A 12,664-nucleotide genomic window follows, 5' to 3' on the forward strand; every position below is an offset into this window, starting at 1 on the left:
CGCGGTCGATGCTCAGGCCGATGATCGGCCTGTTCGGATGATTGCCACCCATACAAACACATCGAAGCGTGGAAATATTAACATAGCAATCCGATCAAAATAGTGTATGCGCCGTGTAAATGCTGAAGAGGCGTTTTTGGCCCGGGTCCGGGATGAAACATTCTGGATTTACGAAAAGTGCCCTATCGGCGTTTCTCCTGAAGTGTGGGAGCGCGAGAGATCGCGGCAATACCTGATTATCGAGTATCCGTTTTTCGCGGCCCTACAGGACGGCAAAATAACCGTTAGCCGGTTTAAAAACCCACAACACCTTGAACTTGTGAAACTGAGACTTGCCCGCGCCCGGGTCATCAACCTTTCCAGAGACGGCGATCTCGGCGTGCCGTTGTCCAGCGGCGAGATTCAAGAAACGATCTGCGAATGGTGCGGCGGTCCGTTTGCGGACGGCCTCGGCCCCCGGGAAACGGGGAAGCGTGTTTTCTGTTCTGACACCTGCAAGCAACGATTTAGAAGTTTCGAGCGGCATTACTCAAAATTGGCCGAATCGGGCGATTTAACGGAAAACCTACAACTCCTGCATGACCTCGGCGTGCCGGGCATTGAGTTGATGAAGATCCTCCGCCCGCGGTGCGCACATTGCGGCGGTGTCATCGGTGAGGACCGGCCTATCACGGCGCGCTTCTGTTCGGACAAGTGCCGCTATGACTTCCACAACGAAAAGAAAAAATCAGGAAAGTGATTGTAGCGCCTCAATCTTCCGTTCGAGGTCCGCAATCATTTTCATGAACCGTTCGTCGGCGCGAATCTCCGCTTTCATCTCATCAAGTTCGAGGACCGTTTCTTTTGTCAGAGGATGACCGCACACGCCGCAAAAGTTGCGGTCCGGTTGGTTTACGGCATGACACCGCGCGCATATCCGGTTTGCGAGCGGTTCCGCGGCGGTTTGCGTTTCGGTAAGGTCTATTCCGGCGTGCCGGGCATACTCGGCGTCGATATCTGCGTTTACCAGGTGCGTGTATCGTGCAAGTTGTTCTGAGGTCAGGCTTCCCCACGCAACCATTTTAACGGTGCTTTCCCCGAACCCTTGCCGGATCATGTTTGTGATGCGAGAATGCCGGAACAGATGCGGCGTGATGTGCTTCTGTATGCCTGCGCGCTCTGCGATCCGCTGGAGAAGGTTTTTCGTGTAGTTGTAAGTCAGCGGTTTTTCCCGGGCGGTGATGAATACAAAATTCGCCCCCGATGCCTCGCCGGGATACGCGCTTCGCCACTCGGCAAGATAGCCGCGGGACGCGGTGAGCGGGATATATCGCGGCGTGCCGGTTTTTCCGGCCGTGTTTATCTTCACGAAATGCGTATCGAATTGAACGTCTGACCATTTCAGCGCCGCCACTTCGTGAATCCGCATTGCGGATTCATAAAGCACGCTGATAAGCGCCCGGTCCCGCGCCGCCGTGCTACTTGTGCATGAATGGATCATCGCCCGGATTTCGTCTTCGGTAAGCATCTGTTCGGCGGTCTTTGTCATTCGTTTTGCCGCTGGAGGCTTTATTTTGGCGATTTTGTCGGCGGGGAGGGTTACATATCCTTCTTCAATCAACCAGAGGTAGAAACGCTTCAGGAACGTGATATAATCCCGCTGTGTGTCCGGCGATAGCATCCCGCCGCCGTTGTTCCCGTTTTTTGCCGCAATCTTCTTGCCGCGTTTTATGGCGGTAACGGCAAGGTAAATATCCCCGATGCGGTTTTCTACCAGCGGCGTTTTGCAGAACCTGGTGATGTTGCTCAATGAGTTGGTGGTTTTGTATGCCCGCGCATCGCCTATATTGCCGTTCGCCCTCTGGTGTGCGACAAATTGCCGGATCAAGTCGGCATCTTCCGGCGTCATATCTCCCGCGTCAATCCGGCGCTGTATGCCGCGTTCGGCATATATCTCAAGTTCCTCGGCGGTCTTTCCGAAACTGACTATTTTTGCCATCGTTGTTCTCCATCCTCCTTGAACGGGAGGCGCAATAAACGGGGCAAGCGGCAAAAAATCGTGTTTTTGCCGTGTAGGACTCAAACAAAAGTGATTTTGCGCCCGCCCGAGGCTTAAAGGATCTAAGTTATCATTCCCGCATAAAAAATAAGTCCAGATTAGTCCTCTTTTGTGAACCAATTATTTTGCAAAGTTTTCGTGGTGTTTGTGCCCTGCGTCTTTATCTGTTCCGTAAACCGCCAGCGATTCTTCGGCGGCCCGGGGTCGTGTGATCATTCCGCTGTTGCCGGGGATATCTGAACATGGGGTGATACCTGCCAAGAAAAATAAGCGTTTTGCTTCGTTTCTCCCTGCCCGCAGAGCCTGGGCGCACCGGCTGCGGGTCGGGTTCCACTTCGGCTTCTTCGCATAGGTGAGATTTCGGATGCGCCGGCGGCCGATGGTGTCAAGTTTCTTCGCGTCGGCCGGGAGCGGCTCGCCGGCGGGGATGAGTATCCCTGTGTGGGGGAGACACATCGCATCTTTGTGGTGTGTGGACGGTGCGATCTGCTGGAAAAGACCGCACCTTTCTCTTTTGGTCTAATATATTTTGAGTGCGTAGGGAGATTGCCTTTTGCAAACGCGGTGCTGAAGTATCCGCCCACCACAAGTGATATTTTAAAAATGTATCTCTAAATGCCTCGATCGCCCTACGGCCCGCACAATGGGTGCGCAGTAGTTAGGCAAAAGATTATAGAGGCTCTTCGCTGTTTCATGTGGGTGATTCCGACATGATCCCCTCCCTGCAGTCAGTCCCCGGCATGCCGTGTTCAGGTTCTCTCTCCATCCTGGCGTACCGGTCCCCCGCCTTCCCCACGCTGCCCGCCGGGGGCTTTTGCCCCCGGACCCCCGCGCACGATTGGACCGGGAAGGCGGGAGGCGATGTCCAGAAGAGGAGGTCTGCCGTCCTGCATCAATCGTATTTTGCGGGGGGACCGGGGGGCAGCAGGCCCCCCGACACCGGCATGCCGATCCTCCTTCCCGAACACAGCGAACCGATCGACCGCCTTCCTGCATCCCGCGCCGGGGGCTCTGCCCAGCTGAGCGGATTGGACCGGGAAGGCAGCACAAGGAGTCCGAATGGATCACCGCTATCTCTCCCGATCGCAGTTCTGCGGGGCAGCTGGCCCCCCGAAACCGGCACGCCGATCAACCCGTCGACATGTTCCTCTTGAGATGCTTCCCGCCTCTAAAAATCGCGGTCTTTCGCGTATGATTTCCCCGGTCATCTGAGGGAGTCGGATGAAGGTATCATGGCTACCCACACAAAGGAGCGAAGAGCCATTATAGATCCCTGATGTCCTTCAGCGCTCTTTGCTTTCATTGAAGGCGGACAGGGGCGGGCTCATGCCCCTCTCGGCCTCCTGGTAGGACCGGTAAAAGTCACGATAGAGCGGGATCGTATCCTTTTTCTTTTTCAGCAGGGCACTCTGAAAACCGTATTTCAGATAGAACCTCTCGGAGTCCGGCTTGGAATCGACCGTGATCATCCGGCACCCCACATAGCAGGAGAGCCTCATGGCGATCGCCACTGTCTTCAGCAACATCGCTCGCCCGATGCCCCGGCCCTCGTACTCCTGATGTGTTGCCAGGCGTGCGATCTTCAGCGCCGGATAATGCGGATAGGGATACCACTCTTTCACCGTCATCTTCGCTGATGCCTTTCCTGATGATGCAGTCATTGGTGAGCGTGAAAAACCCGGCGATGCGTCCCTCGTATGAGACGATCCGCGTGACAGATAACCGGGTGGCCTGGTTATCGAGTGCGTCCTCGATCAGGAACTCGGTCAGGTCCGGCTCTCTGCACTGGAACGATGAAACGTCGGTGTCTTCGTTGAGAAGAGAAAAAGATAGATTATCGAAGGGTATTTTCGTGTTCAAAGTCGCATCTCGCGGGCGAGGATGGCGGCTTCGCGGATCAGTTCGCGGCCGTCATCGGTGTCGGTGGGGTGGTCCAGATAGCGCTGGAACCGCCGGGCGTCTTCCCCCTCCAGGACAAGCCCAAGTTCGATCGGTTTTGCCATCTTCCTTCCCTCCTGATCGTATAATATCCCGGGGCACATAAAAATAGGTTTCTCTTGGACCACCCATATCCCGGCCCGGGCGATCACCGCGTCCCCCGGCTACATCTTTTCACCGCCGGGCCTTCTGTAAGGTCTCCAGGGCAAGGGCCGGGTTCTCGGCGGGAATGACCCGCAGTTCTGCAAGGATCCCCTGCGCCGAGTCCTGGGCATCGGCGGTGAGACCGATCCCGCACTTGCCGCAGAAGCGGGTACCGGGCGGGTTGACAAAGTGGCACTGTTCGCACTGCACCGGCTCGGTATCCTCGTTCTCCCGGGTCCGGCCGAGGTCCACGCCGGCGAGTTCCGCGAAGGCATCGTCCACGTCTTCACCGACCAGGTGCGAAGAGCCTTCTATATTCCTTTCATGGGTCATTTTTCGGTTTTTTTGAAAAAAAATCCCATATAGTGCCCCCTTTACCCCTTTCATCTGTACAAGATTTTTATGTCACATGGGTCGGCCCCGGCATACCCCGCGAGAGGATGGATCTACCGGGCTCATCTCCGGCGGTGAAATCCGGAGCGGGCGAAAAATTATATTACTTCAGGTATAATCCTCTGCAAATGAGCGGGTCTGACCATTCTGACGGGGCGGTTTCCTCATTGCAGGCAAACCTGCTTCTCGTCGCCCTTGCGATGATCCTTGCGGTCCTTGTTCTTCTCATGTTTCATCTCCCGTCCCTCGATCTCGACATGATAGGAGCGCCCTGCATCTTCGAGATCGTCGCGATCAACCATATCGATGATGGCACACATACGCTCAACTACGATAGCCGCGTCACCCTCAGGTACAACAGCACACCGGCCTCCATGGACATCAGCGATCCCATCGATCTGATGCGGTGGTACCTCGGAACCCCCGAGGACAACGCCGACCGGACCAGAGAGTACGACAAGAGCGACCTCTCAGCGCATTTTTTCAGGAACGGCGAGCCGATATCCGCCAGCATTCCGACGATGTATGCGCATGAGTTTATATCGACGCACCACTACGGCGTCCAGACCATGAACGGCGAGAGCAGCCGCTGGTATCCGGGCCGACCTATCACCATCGACTTCACCGACGGCACCTTCAGACCCGGCGATGTCGTGCGCGTCGAAATCTATTCGAACACCGACGGCCGGCTCATCTCGGCCGACACGTATACCGCATGACGGCACGGGCGGCCAGGCGCGCCACCCGCAGGGGCTCGGGCACTCTTCCCTCCAGGGTGAACGCATCGACAACTCTTCCTGCCGTATCGTCGTCGATCCCGGCCGGTCTGATATACGCGGTATACCCGTTTGAAAGGTGAAGAGGCAGCCTCCCCCCGAGGCGGCGGTATGCCGCCACTCTCTCTTCATCGCCTGGAAAATGGGCGGCGATCTCCTCCTCCAGCCCCTCCGAATCCTCGTAGGTCACCACCACGACCGGCACCCCGGTGGCCGCATGCACCGCTGCCGGGTCGATGATATTGTACCAGGCGATGATGCAGCCCGAGAGCATGATCAGGTTGACGTCCTCCCGCTCGAAGGCGAAAAAAAGGGCGATCACCGCTGCCGTTGCATCCATGCCGCCGACCGTCACCTCCCCGATCTCGACGCCATCGATCACACGATCCCTGCGCATCACCACGCCGGCCAGCACCGATCGGTCCCGTCCCCTGAAACTCTCCGCGATCCCGAGCACGCGCAGCCCTTTCTTTGCGACATGCATGGAAGCACTTATGATTATGGATTTTTTAATAATACCTCAATGGAGATCGAAAAAGATCAGGTGTGCATCCTCATCCCCACCCTCAACGAGGCGCCGACGATCAGGGACCTTGTCCGGGCCTTTCGCGACCGGGGCTACCGCCGCATCCTGGTGATGGACGGCAACAGCACCGACGGCACGGCCGCGCGTGCCGAAGAAGCCGGGGCAGAAGTCCGGCTCCAGAGCGGGAAGGGAAAGGGCAACGCCGTCATTGAAGCCGCCGGGATCATCGATCTCCCCTATGTGCTCATGCTCGACGGCGACGGCACCTATCTTCCCGAAGATGCCGAAAAGATGCTCCTCCCTCTCTTCTCAGGTTACGACCATGTCATCGGCAACCGCCTGGCCTTCCCGGATTCGCGCGCCTTCACTCGCCTGAACCTGACCGGAAACCACCTCATCAACCACTTCTTCAGACTCGCCCACGGGCGCGATCTCAGCGACATCCTCTCAGGCTACCGGGCCTTCACCCTCGGGTCACTCAGGCAGATGAACCTGCGGGAAGCCGGATTCGAGATCGAGACCGAAATGGCGGTACAGGCCGTGAACCTCAACCAGCAGATCGCCGTCGTCCCGGTGAGATACCAGGAGCGGCCGGGCACGCCGACCAAACTCCATCCCCTCCAGGACGGCATGCGGATCCTCTCGGCGATCTACCGGTTCGCAAAGACGAACAACCCGCTCTTTTATTTCGGCCTGATCGGCGCCTGCCTCACCCTTGCCGGCGGGGTGCTGGCGATCTACGTGCTCGTCGAGTGGCTCAACCACATCGAGCACATCCCCCTCACCATCCTCACCGTCCTCTTAATCATGGTCGGGATCGAGATCTTCATGTTCGGGGTGATCGGCGACATGCTCCTCGCCTTTCACCGCGAGGTGGTCAGGGAGATTCAGCGGATGCAGCCGCCGAAAAAACCTGAATAGGCGATCACGCGGCAGGCGTGCTCGGCAAGGGAGGTATAGAGATACGCCTCTTCCACACTCTTTCCTGTAGCAAACGTGCCGTGACCGCGCGCGATCACGAGACGGCCGTCCCTGCCGAGCGCCGCCGCCACGTTGTCGGCCAGCTCCTGCGTGCCGGGCGCACCGCCGACCACCGGGATCACCGGACAGAGCATCTGCCCCTCGGAGTCACGCGGGACCACCCGGTCAAGGGCAAGGGAAGCCGCCACCGCATAGGGTGGGTGGGCATGCACGATCGCCCGGTGCTGTGAACAACGGTAGATCGCCTGGTGCACGCGGTACTCGCTCGATGCTCCGGCCGGTGCCGGCCCCTCAAGGGGTGCAAGAACCAGGTCGCCCGGATCGTCGAGGTAGGTCCCGGTCCCGGTGATCACAAACCCGTCCTCTTCTCTCCTGCTCATATTCCCGAAATTTCCACCGACAAGCCCTTCGGTAAAGAGCCTCACGCCAATTCTTACAAAATCTTTATCCTGCATTCTTCGCACCTCTTTTTTCCGCAGAACTCTTTTGCATACTCGACGATCCAGCCGTGCGCCTGTGCGTGGGCAGTCGCCTCTGCCGGCAGCACCCGCTCGAACAGATCTTTAAGATCCCGGTACGATCCTGAAATCCCCATGCACCCGCAGATGCGTCTGGTATATGCATCGATCACAAACGACGCCCGGCCAAACCCATAGCAGAGGATGCTGTCCGCCGTCTCCTCGCCGACACCGTGCACCGCAAGAAGCGCCTCCCGCAGGTCTGCCGTCGGCATCTCTCCAAGCGTCCGGATGCCGCCCGATTCCTGCACCATCAAAGAGACTGCCTTGAGACGCCGCGTTTTCACCCGGTAAAACCCTGCCGGGCGGATCTGCTCCTCGATCACGGCAGTATCGGCGGCGGTAATCCCCTCTGTCGAGCAGATACCCACCTTCCCGAGGTTCTCAAGCGCCTGCTCCACATTCTCCCAGCGGGTCTGCTGGGTGAGCACCGCACCGATGATCACCTCTTCAGGAGAGGCGTCCCACCAGACGATCCTGCCGTAGCGCCGTCTAAGAAGATCCAGAAGCACCGATACGCGCTCTTCCGGGCTCATATAAAAAATAAACAGGTTTTTCCGGCCGTCGCGGTCCGGTCCTTACTCTTCGATCAGGGGTTTGAGGATCTGCTCGAGGGTGTCGGCGCGGGTAACTCCTTCGAGTTTATGCATGACAATGCCGTCTTTCTCGATGATCAGCGTGGGGACCACCCTGATACCGTACTTCGTCGCCGCCTCCATGTTCTGGTCCACGTCCACCTTCCTGATCTCGACGCTCTCACCGAGTTTCTGTCCGAGTTCCTCGAGGATCGGCGTCTGCATCTTGCACGGCCCACACCAGGTCGCAAAAAAGTCCGTCAGTACTGGTTTGCTCATTATTCTCCCTCGGTTATGCATGATCATCGATCAGAGAAGTTAAAATTGTTTCGAGGGTCCCGGCGTCGGTGAGGCGTTCAAAGCGTTTCACGACCTGTCCGTCTTTTTCGATCACGATCGTCGGGACGGTCACCAGCTGGTATTTCGCAATCAGGTCCCGCCTCTCGCCGACGTCGATCTTCCTGAATTCAACTGCATCCCCGATGCGAGCCGCCAGTTCGTCGACGATCGCCGTCTGCCTTGTGCAGGGCTCGCACCATGCCGAGAAGAAATCGATGAGCACCGGCCTTCCCATGATCTGCCGGGTGGGAAAAAAGAGAAGATAAAGGTATCAGATCTATTTCGAGAGGATCGCCATGATGATCTTTCCGTATGCAGGCCTTGTTACCAGCACGCCGATGAGCACGCCCAGGATCGTGATGATCGCAAAGCCCCGCAGGGTCGAGAGGTCCATCAGAGCAAGCGGGAGCATGGCGATGAAGGTGGTCGACGCGGCCACGACGATGATCCCGAGGGCCCGCGCCAGCCTCTTCAGATAGACGCTCGGCGAGGGCACCCGTCCCTCGTAGAGCACCTCATCGGTGATGACGACGAGCTGGTCGATGCCCGTGCCCATCACGGCGATGATACCGGCAATCGAGGCGAGGTCCAGCTGCTGGATATAGCGGGCAATCCCGAGGAGGATCACGATCTCGGCGAGGTTGATCGCGATCATCGGTAACACAATGCTCGGCTCGCGGTACCTGAAGTAGACCACAACACCGACGACGATCAGCGCAAGGGCCGCCGCGGCAAAGGCGACGATCTTGAAGTAGTCCCCGAGCGTGGCCGAGACCGAGCCCGAGCCCGCCACGGTCACATCCACCGGCAGGGCGCCGGCACGCAGGTGGATCTCGAGGTTCAGGGCGTCCTGCATACCCGCATCCCCGGTGCCGGTGGAGGCGCGGAGTTCGCGGATCGGTTCCGCTTTCAGTTTTGCGGCAAGGTTCGGGGAGAGCGGCGCCGAGTAGACCGTGGTGTTGTCCAGGAGCATGATCAACTCGTGGTTCTCCGGGTCGTTGACGGCGTTAGAGGAGATCGCCGCCTCTCTGAAGGCTTTTGCTCCTGCTTCGCTGAGAGTGAACCCGACGCCCCACATATCCGATCCCGGCGGGTAGACGGTCGGGACCGACACACTGGTGACGGCGTCGCCGAAGAGCACATGCTGGCTCTCGCTGCCTGTGGTCTGGACCCTGATCTCGAACTTGCCCTGCTGGCCGACGACTTCGTTCGCCGTCGCCATGTCGACGCCTGCAAGTTCGACGCGCACATAGCGTGTGACCCCGTTGAGGCCGGTCAGGATGTTCACCCGGGCGTCCTTGGTGCCGAGACTGTTGACCTTGTTTTCAAGGATGCGTTTCACATCCTCAGCAGTCTCCTTTGAGACGCCGGGGTTGTAGGTGACGATCGTCGCACCCTCTGCCAGGAGGATTGGCTGGAGTTCTTCCTGAGAGAATTTCTTTCTGATCTCAATCTGATCGTCTGCGGCGACGATCACCTCGGTGTCCAGGGTCCGGCTGAGGTTCTCTGCCAGACGGTCGATGGACCGGTCGGTCTGGACGGTGAGCACCTCTGCCTGGAACTCCATCTGGAGCCAGGAGCCTTCCTGGAGGTCGAGGCCGTACTGGAGGTTGGTCGTGAATTTCCCGTCCTCAAAGTGGGGTCCGATGGCGACGATGGAAGCGGCGACCAGGATGACGACGAGGATGACACGCCAGTCACTCATCAGTTTTCTGAGGGTATCGTTGCTCATGTGCGTCTCCCCTGTTTCATTGCGTAATCCTTGAGGATGCCTGCGTTGAGCACCCAGGTGTTCATCAGGTCAACAAAGAGTCCGATCAGCAGGACCGCCGCGATCTGGAAGATCACCTCGACCTGACCGATGGCGGTGACGACCAGCATCGCAATGACGGCGGCGATGGTCGTGGTCGTCATGATGATCCCGGTCCTGTAGGCGCCTGAAAGTTTCTCTTCGATCTTTCCCTGTCGCTTTAACAGGCGAGTTGTAAGGAGGACGTCGCTGTCGACAGAATACCCGATGAGCATCAGGAGCGCAGCGGTCGTTGAGAGGGTCAGCGGAATGCCGACGACGTTCATGATCGCTGCCGTGATGGCGATATCGGAAAAGGCCGAGAGCACAATGGCGACCGATGGGACGAAACTCCTGAAGGCGATGAAGACGACCAGTGCCATTCCGATGAACGAGAAAACGAGCGCAATGAGCGCCTGCTGCTGGAGCGCGGCGCCGAAGGCCTCGCCGATCTGGTCGATCTTCGCCTCGGGGTAGCGGTCGCTCACCATCTGGCTGAGAGCTCTGTACTGGTCATCGGACATCGGGCCGAATTTGAGGTATTTGCCGCCGCCCAGTCCTTCACCGACACTTTCCAGAGGGAACCCGGAAAAATAGCTCTCGATCTCTGCGACACCGTCGTCCGTTATGATCGTCACCGCTGTGCCGCCGGCGAAATCTATGCCCGGCGTAATCGGCATCCCGGTGATCGCCCAGTTTACGGCGAGCAGGCCGAGGGCCAGCAGAAGCACGATGAGAGGAACCGCCACCATCTGCTTCGGGGGATATTTATTGACATCATAGGTAGCAAAACCCATATCTACGTACTCTGCCGTATAGGGGATTAAATATTTGGATAACCTCTGTTGAACCGTTATTATCAGGAATTCCAGAAGATCAGATCGGCATTATTCAGGTTTTGGGTTGTTTTACGTTCCGGGGCCCGGAAGGATTGAGACGAAATAAAAACCTATTTATACTGTACTATTCTACACTCCGTCATGCGGTCCCCGGCCGATTTCAAGAAGGAGATTGAGGCCCGCCTGAAGAAATATCTCTCCCGGGACAGCACGGGTATTCGCCACGAGGTGCTTGCCTTCTTTGTCAGGATAAAGTCAGCGACGATACCTGAACGGTAGTGTTTCAGATCTTCTGTAATTCGTCTGAGCCCTGTCTCCTTGTTTGATCATTCCCCCTCCATCGTCAAATATCTTCTGCCGGTCACCCACTCCTCATTGATGTCCATCAGGATGGATCCTGCCAGCCTGAGGAGTGACTCTTCATTGGGAAAGGCCCCTACAACTTTGGTTCTCCGTTTCAGTTCCTTGTTGACTCTTTCCATCATGTTCGTCGTTCGGATCCGCTTTGCGTGCTCTTTCGGGAACGCCGTGTAACTCATAAGTCCCGGGATGAATCTCTCGATCGTATTGGCCGCTTTCCGATATCCTCGTTCGTTCAGATCATCTGCAAGCTGCTGAAGTCTTTCCTCGTCCCCATATGCCTCCTTCAAGGACTCAGCAACTTCTTTCTGATGTTTCCGTGGAATATTCTTTAAAACCGCCCGGGTGCAATGGACCGAGCACATCTGCCACGATGCGCCGAGGAAGGCGGCTTCCGCCGCCTTCTGGATCCCGGCATGACCATCTGAGACAACCATCTTGACACCCACCAATCCTCGTTCTTTGAGGTCTTCGAACAATCCCGACCAGAACATCTCATTTTCACAATCAGTGATTCTAGCTCCCAGGATTTCCCGGTAGCCATCCATTCGAACACCGGCGATCACCAGAAGAGCTTTGGTGATGTAGCGTGGTCCCTCTCTGACTTTGTAGTACGAAGCATCCACAAAGAGATAGGGAATCTCCTGTTCAATAGGCCTCTGAAGGAATGCATGGACCTGTTCATCGAGGTCCTTTGCTATCCTGGATACTGAAGCAGGAGAGAGTTGTTCGATGCCAAAATGAGCAACAATCTCCTGGATCCGGCGGGTTGAGACTCCCTGAAGGTAGGATTCAAAGATAGCATTCTCAAGAGCCTTCTCAACCCGGGAATAGCGTCCAAATACCTGTGTTTCGAAGGGGAACTCTCGGAATTGTGGTTTCTGGAGGATCGTTTCTCCATATCGGGTTTTTAGAGAGCGCTTCTTGTAGCCGTTTCGGTGAGCCTTCCGCGCATCGGTTCGTTCATACTGCTCGGCTCCCGCCTGGTGGAGGGCTTCGAGCAGCATCACCTGGTTGAGGAACCAGGTGATGAGGGTCTTCATGCCATTCTCATTATCGGAAAGATAATCTTCGATTAACGCTAAGGGATCCATGGCCCTGTTTCTCCTTTCTGCAAATCTAGGTTGGATTCAGGGCCAAATTATTTTTACAGAAAATTCGTTACACTATCACCTGAACTCTATACCCGGCTTTCCGAGACCTTTGCGATCAGTTACCACTCTGTGGCCTCGATGGTTGGTATCATCGCTTCGCGGATGGGCATCCTGCACGTGAAGAGAGATATGGACGGAGCAAATGCGGTCTATCAGATCAAGGAAGATTATGTGTGCATGGTCGCCCGTCTGCTCAAATGCGGCTGACTCGACGATCAGAACTATTTTACCTTTTCCGGCGTCCAGATATAAAGGATGATAAGGCCCCGGAGAGATTTCTCTTCTGAGAAGATC

General features: G+C 57.0%; 17 protein-coding genes. 5 read left to right on the forward strand and 12 right to left on the reverse strand.

All coding sequences use genetic code 11. The features are described from left to right. Window positions 1-106 precede the first annotated feature (106 nt). The gene (locus tag HWN36_RS03545) at window positions 107-739 is read left to right on the forward strand and encodes a hypothetical protein (protein WP_176788105.1); all 633 of its coding nucleotides are present in this window, start codon (window positions 107-109) and stop codon (window positions 737-739) included. Here the strand turns inward: HWN36_RS03545 and HWN36_RS03550 are convergent. The 4 genes from HWN36_RS03550 to HWN36_RS03565 form a co-directional block, all read right to left on the reverse strand. Next, window positions 728-1,978 carry a tyrosine-type recombinase/integrase gene (locus HWN36_RS03550; protein WP_176788106.1) on the reverse strand — a complete coding sequence of 417 codons (1,251 nt, stop codon included), beginning with the start codon at window positions 1,976-1,978 and terminating at the stop codon, window positions 728-730. The genes HWN36_RS03545 and HWN36_RS03550 overlap by 12 nt on opposite strands. A 1,343-nt stretch (window positions 1,979-3,321) precedes the next feature. Beyond that, complete coding sequence (locus tag HWN36_RS03555) at window positions 3,322-3,699, reverse strand: GNAT family N-acetyltransferase (RefSeq protein ID WP_176788107.1); 378 nt, start codon at window positions 3,697-3,699, stop codon at window positions 3,322-3,324. Between the two features lie 195 nt (window positions 3,700-3,894). Further along, on the reverse strand, window positions 3,895-4,041 hold the full coding sequence (locus HWN36_RS03560) for a hypothetical protein (protein ID WP_176788108.1): 147 nt from the start codon (window positions 4,039-4,041) through the stop codon (window positions 3,895-3,897). A 109-nt stretch (window positions 4,042-4,150) separates the two neighbouring features. After that, window positions 4,151-4,453: a hypothetical protein gene (locus HWN36_RS03565; RefSeq protein ID WP_176788109.1), complete on the reverse strand. Its 303-nt coding sequence runs from the start codon at window positions 4,451-4,453 to the stop codon at window positions 4,151-4,153. Between the two features lie 188 nt (window positions 4,454-4,641). Here HWN36_RS03565 and HWN36_RS03570 point away from each other — a divergent pair, with 188 nt between their 5' ends. Then, window positions 4,642-5,232, forward strand: coding sequence for a hypothetical protein (locus HWN36_RS03570; RefSeq protein WP_176788110.1), 591 nt, complete (start codon window positions 4,642-4,644; stop codon window positions 5,230-5,232). On the opposite strand, the gene HWN36_RS03575 is transcribed toward HWN36_RS03570, so the two are convergent. Next, complete coding sequence (locus HWN36_RS03575; RefSeq protein ID WP_176788111.1) at window positions 5,204-5,773, reverse strand: endonuclease dU; 570 nt, start codon at window positions 5,771-5,773, stop codon at window positions 5,204-5,206. The two genes, HWN36_RS03570 and HWN36_RS03575, sit on opposite strands and share 29 nt — an antisense overlap. 39 nt (window positions 5,774-5,812) lie before the next feature. Here HWN36_RS03575 and aglJ point away from each other — a divergent pair, with 39 nt between their 5' ends. Then, window positions 5,813-6,736 (forward strand): S-layer glycoprotein N-glycosyltransferase AglJ, encoded by a 924-nt coding sequence (aglJ, locus tag HWN36_RS03580; protein WP_176788112.1) that lies wholly within the window; start codon window positions 5,813-5,815, stop codon window positions 6,734-6,736. Here aglJ and HWN36_RS03585 read toward each other — a convergent pair. Genes HWN36_RS03585 through HWN36_RS03610 form a run of 6 tightly spaced genes read right to left on the reverse strand, consistent with a single transcriptional unit; the run spans window position 6,703 to window position 10,814 of the window. Next, complete coding sequence (locus HWN36_RS03585; protein WP_176788113.1) at window positions 6,703-7,251, reverse strand: aldolase; 549 nt, start codon at window positions 7,249-7,251, stop codon at window positions 6,703-6,705. The genes aglJ and HWN36_RS03585 overlap by 34 nt on opposite strands. Next, window positions 7,230-7,850, reverse strand: coding sequence for an endonuclease III domain-containing protein (locus tag HWN36_RS03590; protein ID WP_176788114.1), 621 nt, complete (start codon window positions 7,848-7,850; stop codon window positions 7,230-7,232). Before HWN36_RS03590 ends, HWN36_RS03585 begins: the two co-directional genes overlap by 22 nt. Before the next feature lie 42 nt (window positions 7,851-7,892). Further along, window positions 7,893-8,168 (reverse strand): thioredoxin, encoded by a 276-nt coding sequence (gene trxA / locus HWN36_RS03595; protein ID WP_176788115.1) that lies wholly within the window; start codon window positions 8,166-8,168, stop codon window positions 7,893-7,895. A gap of 13 nt (window positions 8,169-8,181) precedes the next feature. Next, entirely contained in the window at window positions 8,182-8,463 is a 282-nt protein-coding gene (locus HWN36_RS03600) for a thioredoxin family protein (protein WP_176788116.1), read from the reverse strand. Window positions 8,464-8,505: 42 nt separating this feature from the next. Further along, window positions 8,506-9,960 carry a preprotein translocase subunit SecD gene (locus HWN36_RS03605; protein WP_176788117.1) on the reverse strand — a complete coding sequence of 485 codons (1,455 nt, stop codon included), beginning with the start codon at window positions 9,958-9,960 and terminating at the stop codon, window positions 8,506-8,508. Beyond that, window positions 9,957-10,814 carry a protein translocase subunit SecF gene (locus tag HWN36_RS03610; protein WP_176788118.1) on the reverse strand — a complete coding sequence of 286 codons (858 nt, stop codon included), beginning with the start codon at window positions 10,812-10,814 and terminating at the stop codon, window positions 9,957-9,959. Before HWN36_RS03610 ends, HWN36_RS03605 begins: the two co-directional genes overlap by 4 nt. A 183-nt stretch (window positions 10,815-10,997) precedes the next feature. Between HWN36_RS03610 and HWN36_RS03615 the strand changes: the two genes are divergently transcribed. After that, window positions 10,998-11,135, forward strand: a complete 138-nt coding sequence (locus tag HWN36_RS03615) for a DUF2551 domain-containing protein (RefSeq protein WP_176788119.1) — start codon at window positions 10,998-11,000, stop codon at window positions 11,133-11,135. Between the two features lie 47 nt (window positions 11,136-11,182). Here HWN36_RS03615 and HWN36_RS03620 read toward each other — a convergent pair whose 3' ends face one another. Further along, window positions 11,183-12,310 (reverse strand): IS256 family transposase, encoded by a 1,128-nt coding sequence (locus HWN36_RS03620; RefSeq protein WP_176787304.1) that lies wholly within the window; start codon window positions 12,308-12,310, stop codon window positions 11,183-11,185. A gap of 30 nt (window positions 12,311-12,340) precedes the next feature. Between HWN36_RS03620 and HWN36_RS12125 the strand changes: the two genes are divergently transcribed. Beyond that, on the forward strand, window positions 12,341-12,577 hold the full coding sequence (locus tag HWN36_RS12125; protein ID WP_218133187.1) for a DUF2551 domain-containing protein: 237 nt from the start codon (window positions 12,341-12,343) through the stop codon (window positions 12,575-12,577). Window positions 12,578-12,664: the final 87 nt, after the last annotated feature.

The organism is Methanofollis tationis (genome assembly GCF_013377755.1).
GTDB classification, from domain to species: domain Archaea; phylum Halobacteriota; class Methanomicrobia; order Methanomicrobiales; family Methanofollaceae; genus Methanofollis; species Methanofollis tationis.

Excerpts from the sequence above, each read along its gene's own strand:
- HWN36_RS03545 (WP_176788105.1), top strand. The coding sequence starts at position 107 with ATGCGCCGTGTAAATGCTGAAGAGGCGTTTTTGGCCCGGGTCCGGGAT.
- HWN36_RS03550 (WP_176788106.1), bottom strand. The coding sequence starts at position 1,978 with ATGGCAAAAATAGTCAGTTTCGGAAAGACCGCCGAGGAACTTGAGATA.
- HWN36_RS03555 (WP_176788107.1), bottom strand. The coding sequence starts at position 3,699 with ATGACTGCATCATCAGGAAAGGCATCAGCGAAGATGACGGTGAAAGAG.
- HWN36_RS03560 (WP_176788108.1), bottom strand. The coding sequence starts at position 4,041 with ATGGCAAAACCGATCGAACTTGGGCTTGTCCTGGAGGGGGAAGACGCC.
- HWN36_RS03565 (WP_176788109.1), bottom strand. The coding sequence starts at position 4,453 with ATGACCCATGAAAGGAATATAGAAGGCTCTTCGCACCTGGTCGGTGAA.
- HWN36_RS03570 (WP_176788110.1), top strand. The coding sequence starts at position 4,642 with ATGAGCGGGTCTGACCATTCTGACGGGGCGGTTTCCTCATTGCAGGCA.
- HWN36_RS03575 (WP_176788111.1), bottom strand. The coding sequence starts at position 5,773 with ATGCATGTCGCAAAGAAAGGGCTGCGCGTGCTCGGGATCGCGGAGAGT.
- aglJ (WP_176788112.1), top strand. The coding sequence starts at position 5,813 with ATGGAGATCGAAAAAGATCAGGTGTGCATCCTCATCCCCACCCTCAAC.
- HWN36_RS03585 (WP_176788113.1), bottom strand. The coding sequence starts at position 7,251 with ATGCAGGATAAAGATTTTGTAAGAATTGGCGTGAGGCTCTTTACCGAA.
- HWN36_RS03590 (WP_176788114.1), bottom strand. The coding sequence starts at position 7,850 with ATGAGCCCGGAAGAGCGCGTATCGGTGCTTCTGGATCTTCTTAGACGG.
- trxA (WP_176788115.1), bottom strand. The coding sequence starts at position 8,168 with ATGAGCAAACCAGTACTGACGGACTTTTTTGCGACCTGGTGTGGGCCG.
- HWN36_RS03600 (WP_176788116.1), bottom strand. The coding sequence starts at position 8,463 with ATGGGAAGGCCGGTGCTCATCGATTTCTTCTCGGCATGGTGCGAGCCC.
- HWN36_RS03605 (WP_176788117.1), bottom strand. The coding sequence starts at position 9,960 with ATGAGCAACGATACCCTCAGAAAACTGATGAGTGACTGGCGTGTCATC.
- HWN36_RS03610 (WP_176788118.1), bottom strand. The coding sequence starts at position 10,814 with ATGGGTTTTGCTACCTATGATGTCAATAAATATCCCCCGAAGCAGATG.
- HWN36_RS03615 (WP_176788119.1), top strand. The coding sequence starts at position 10,998 with ATGCGGTCCCCGGCCGATTTCAAGAAGGAGATTGAGGCCCGCCTGAAG.
- HWN36_RS03620 (WP_176787304.1), bottom strand. The coding sequence starts at position 12,310 with ATGGATCCCTTAGCGTTAATCGAAGATTATCTTTCCGATAATGAGAAT.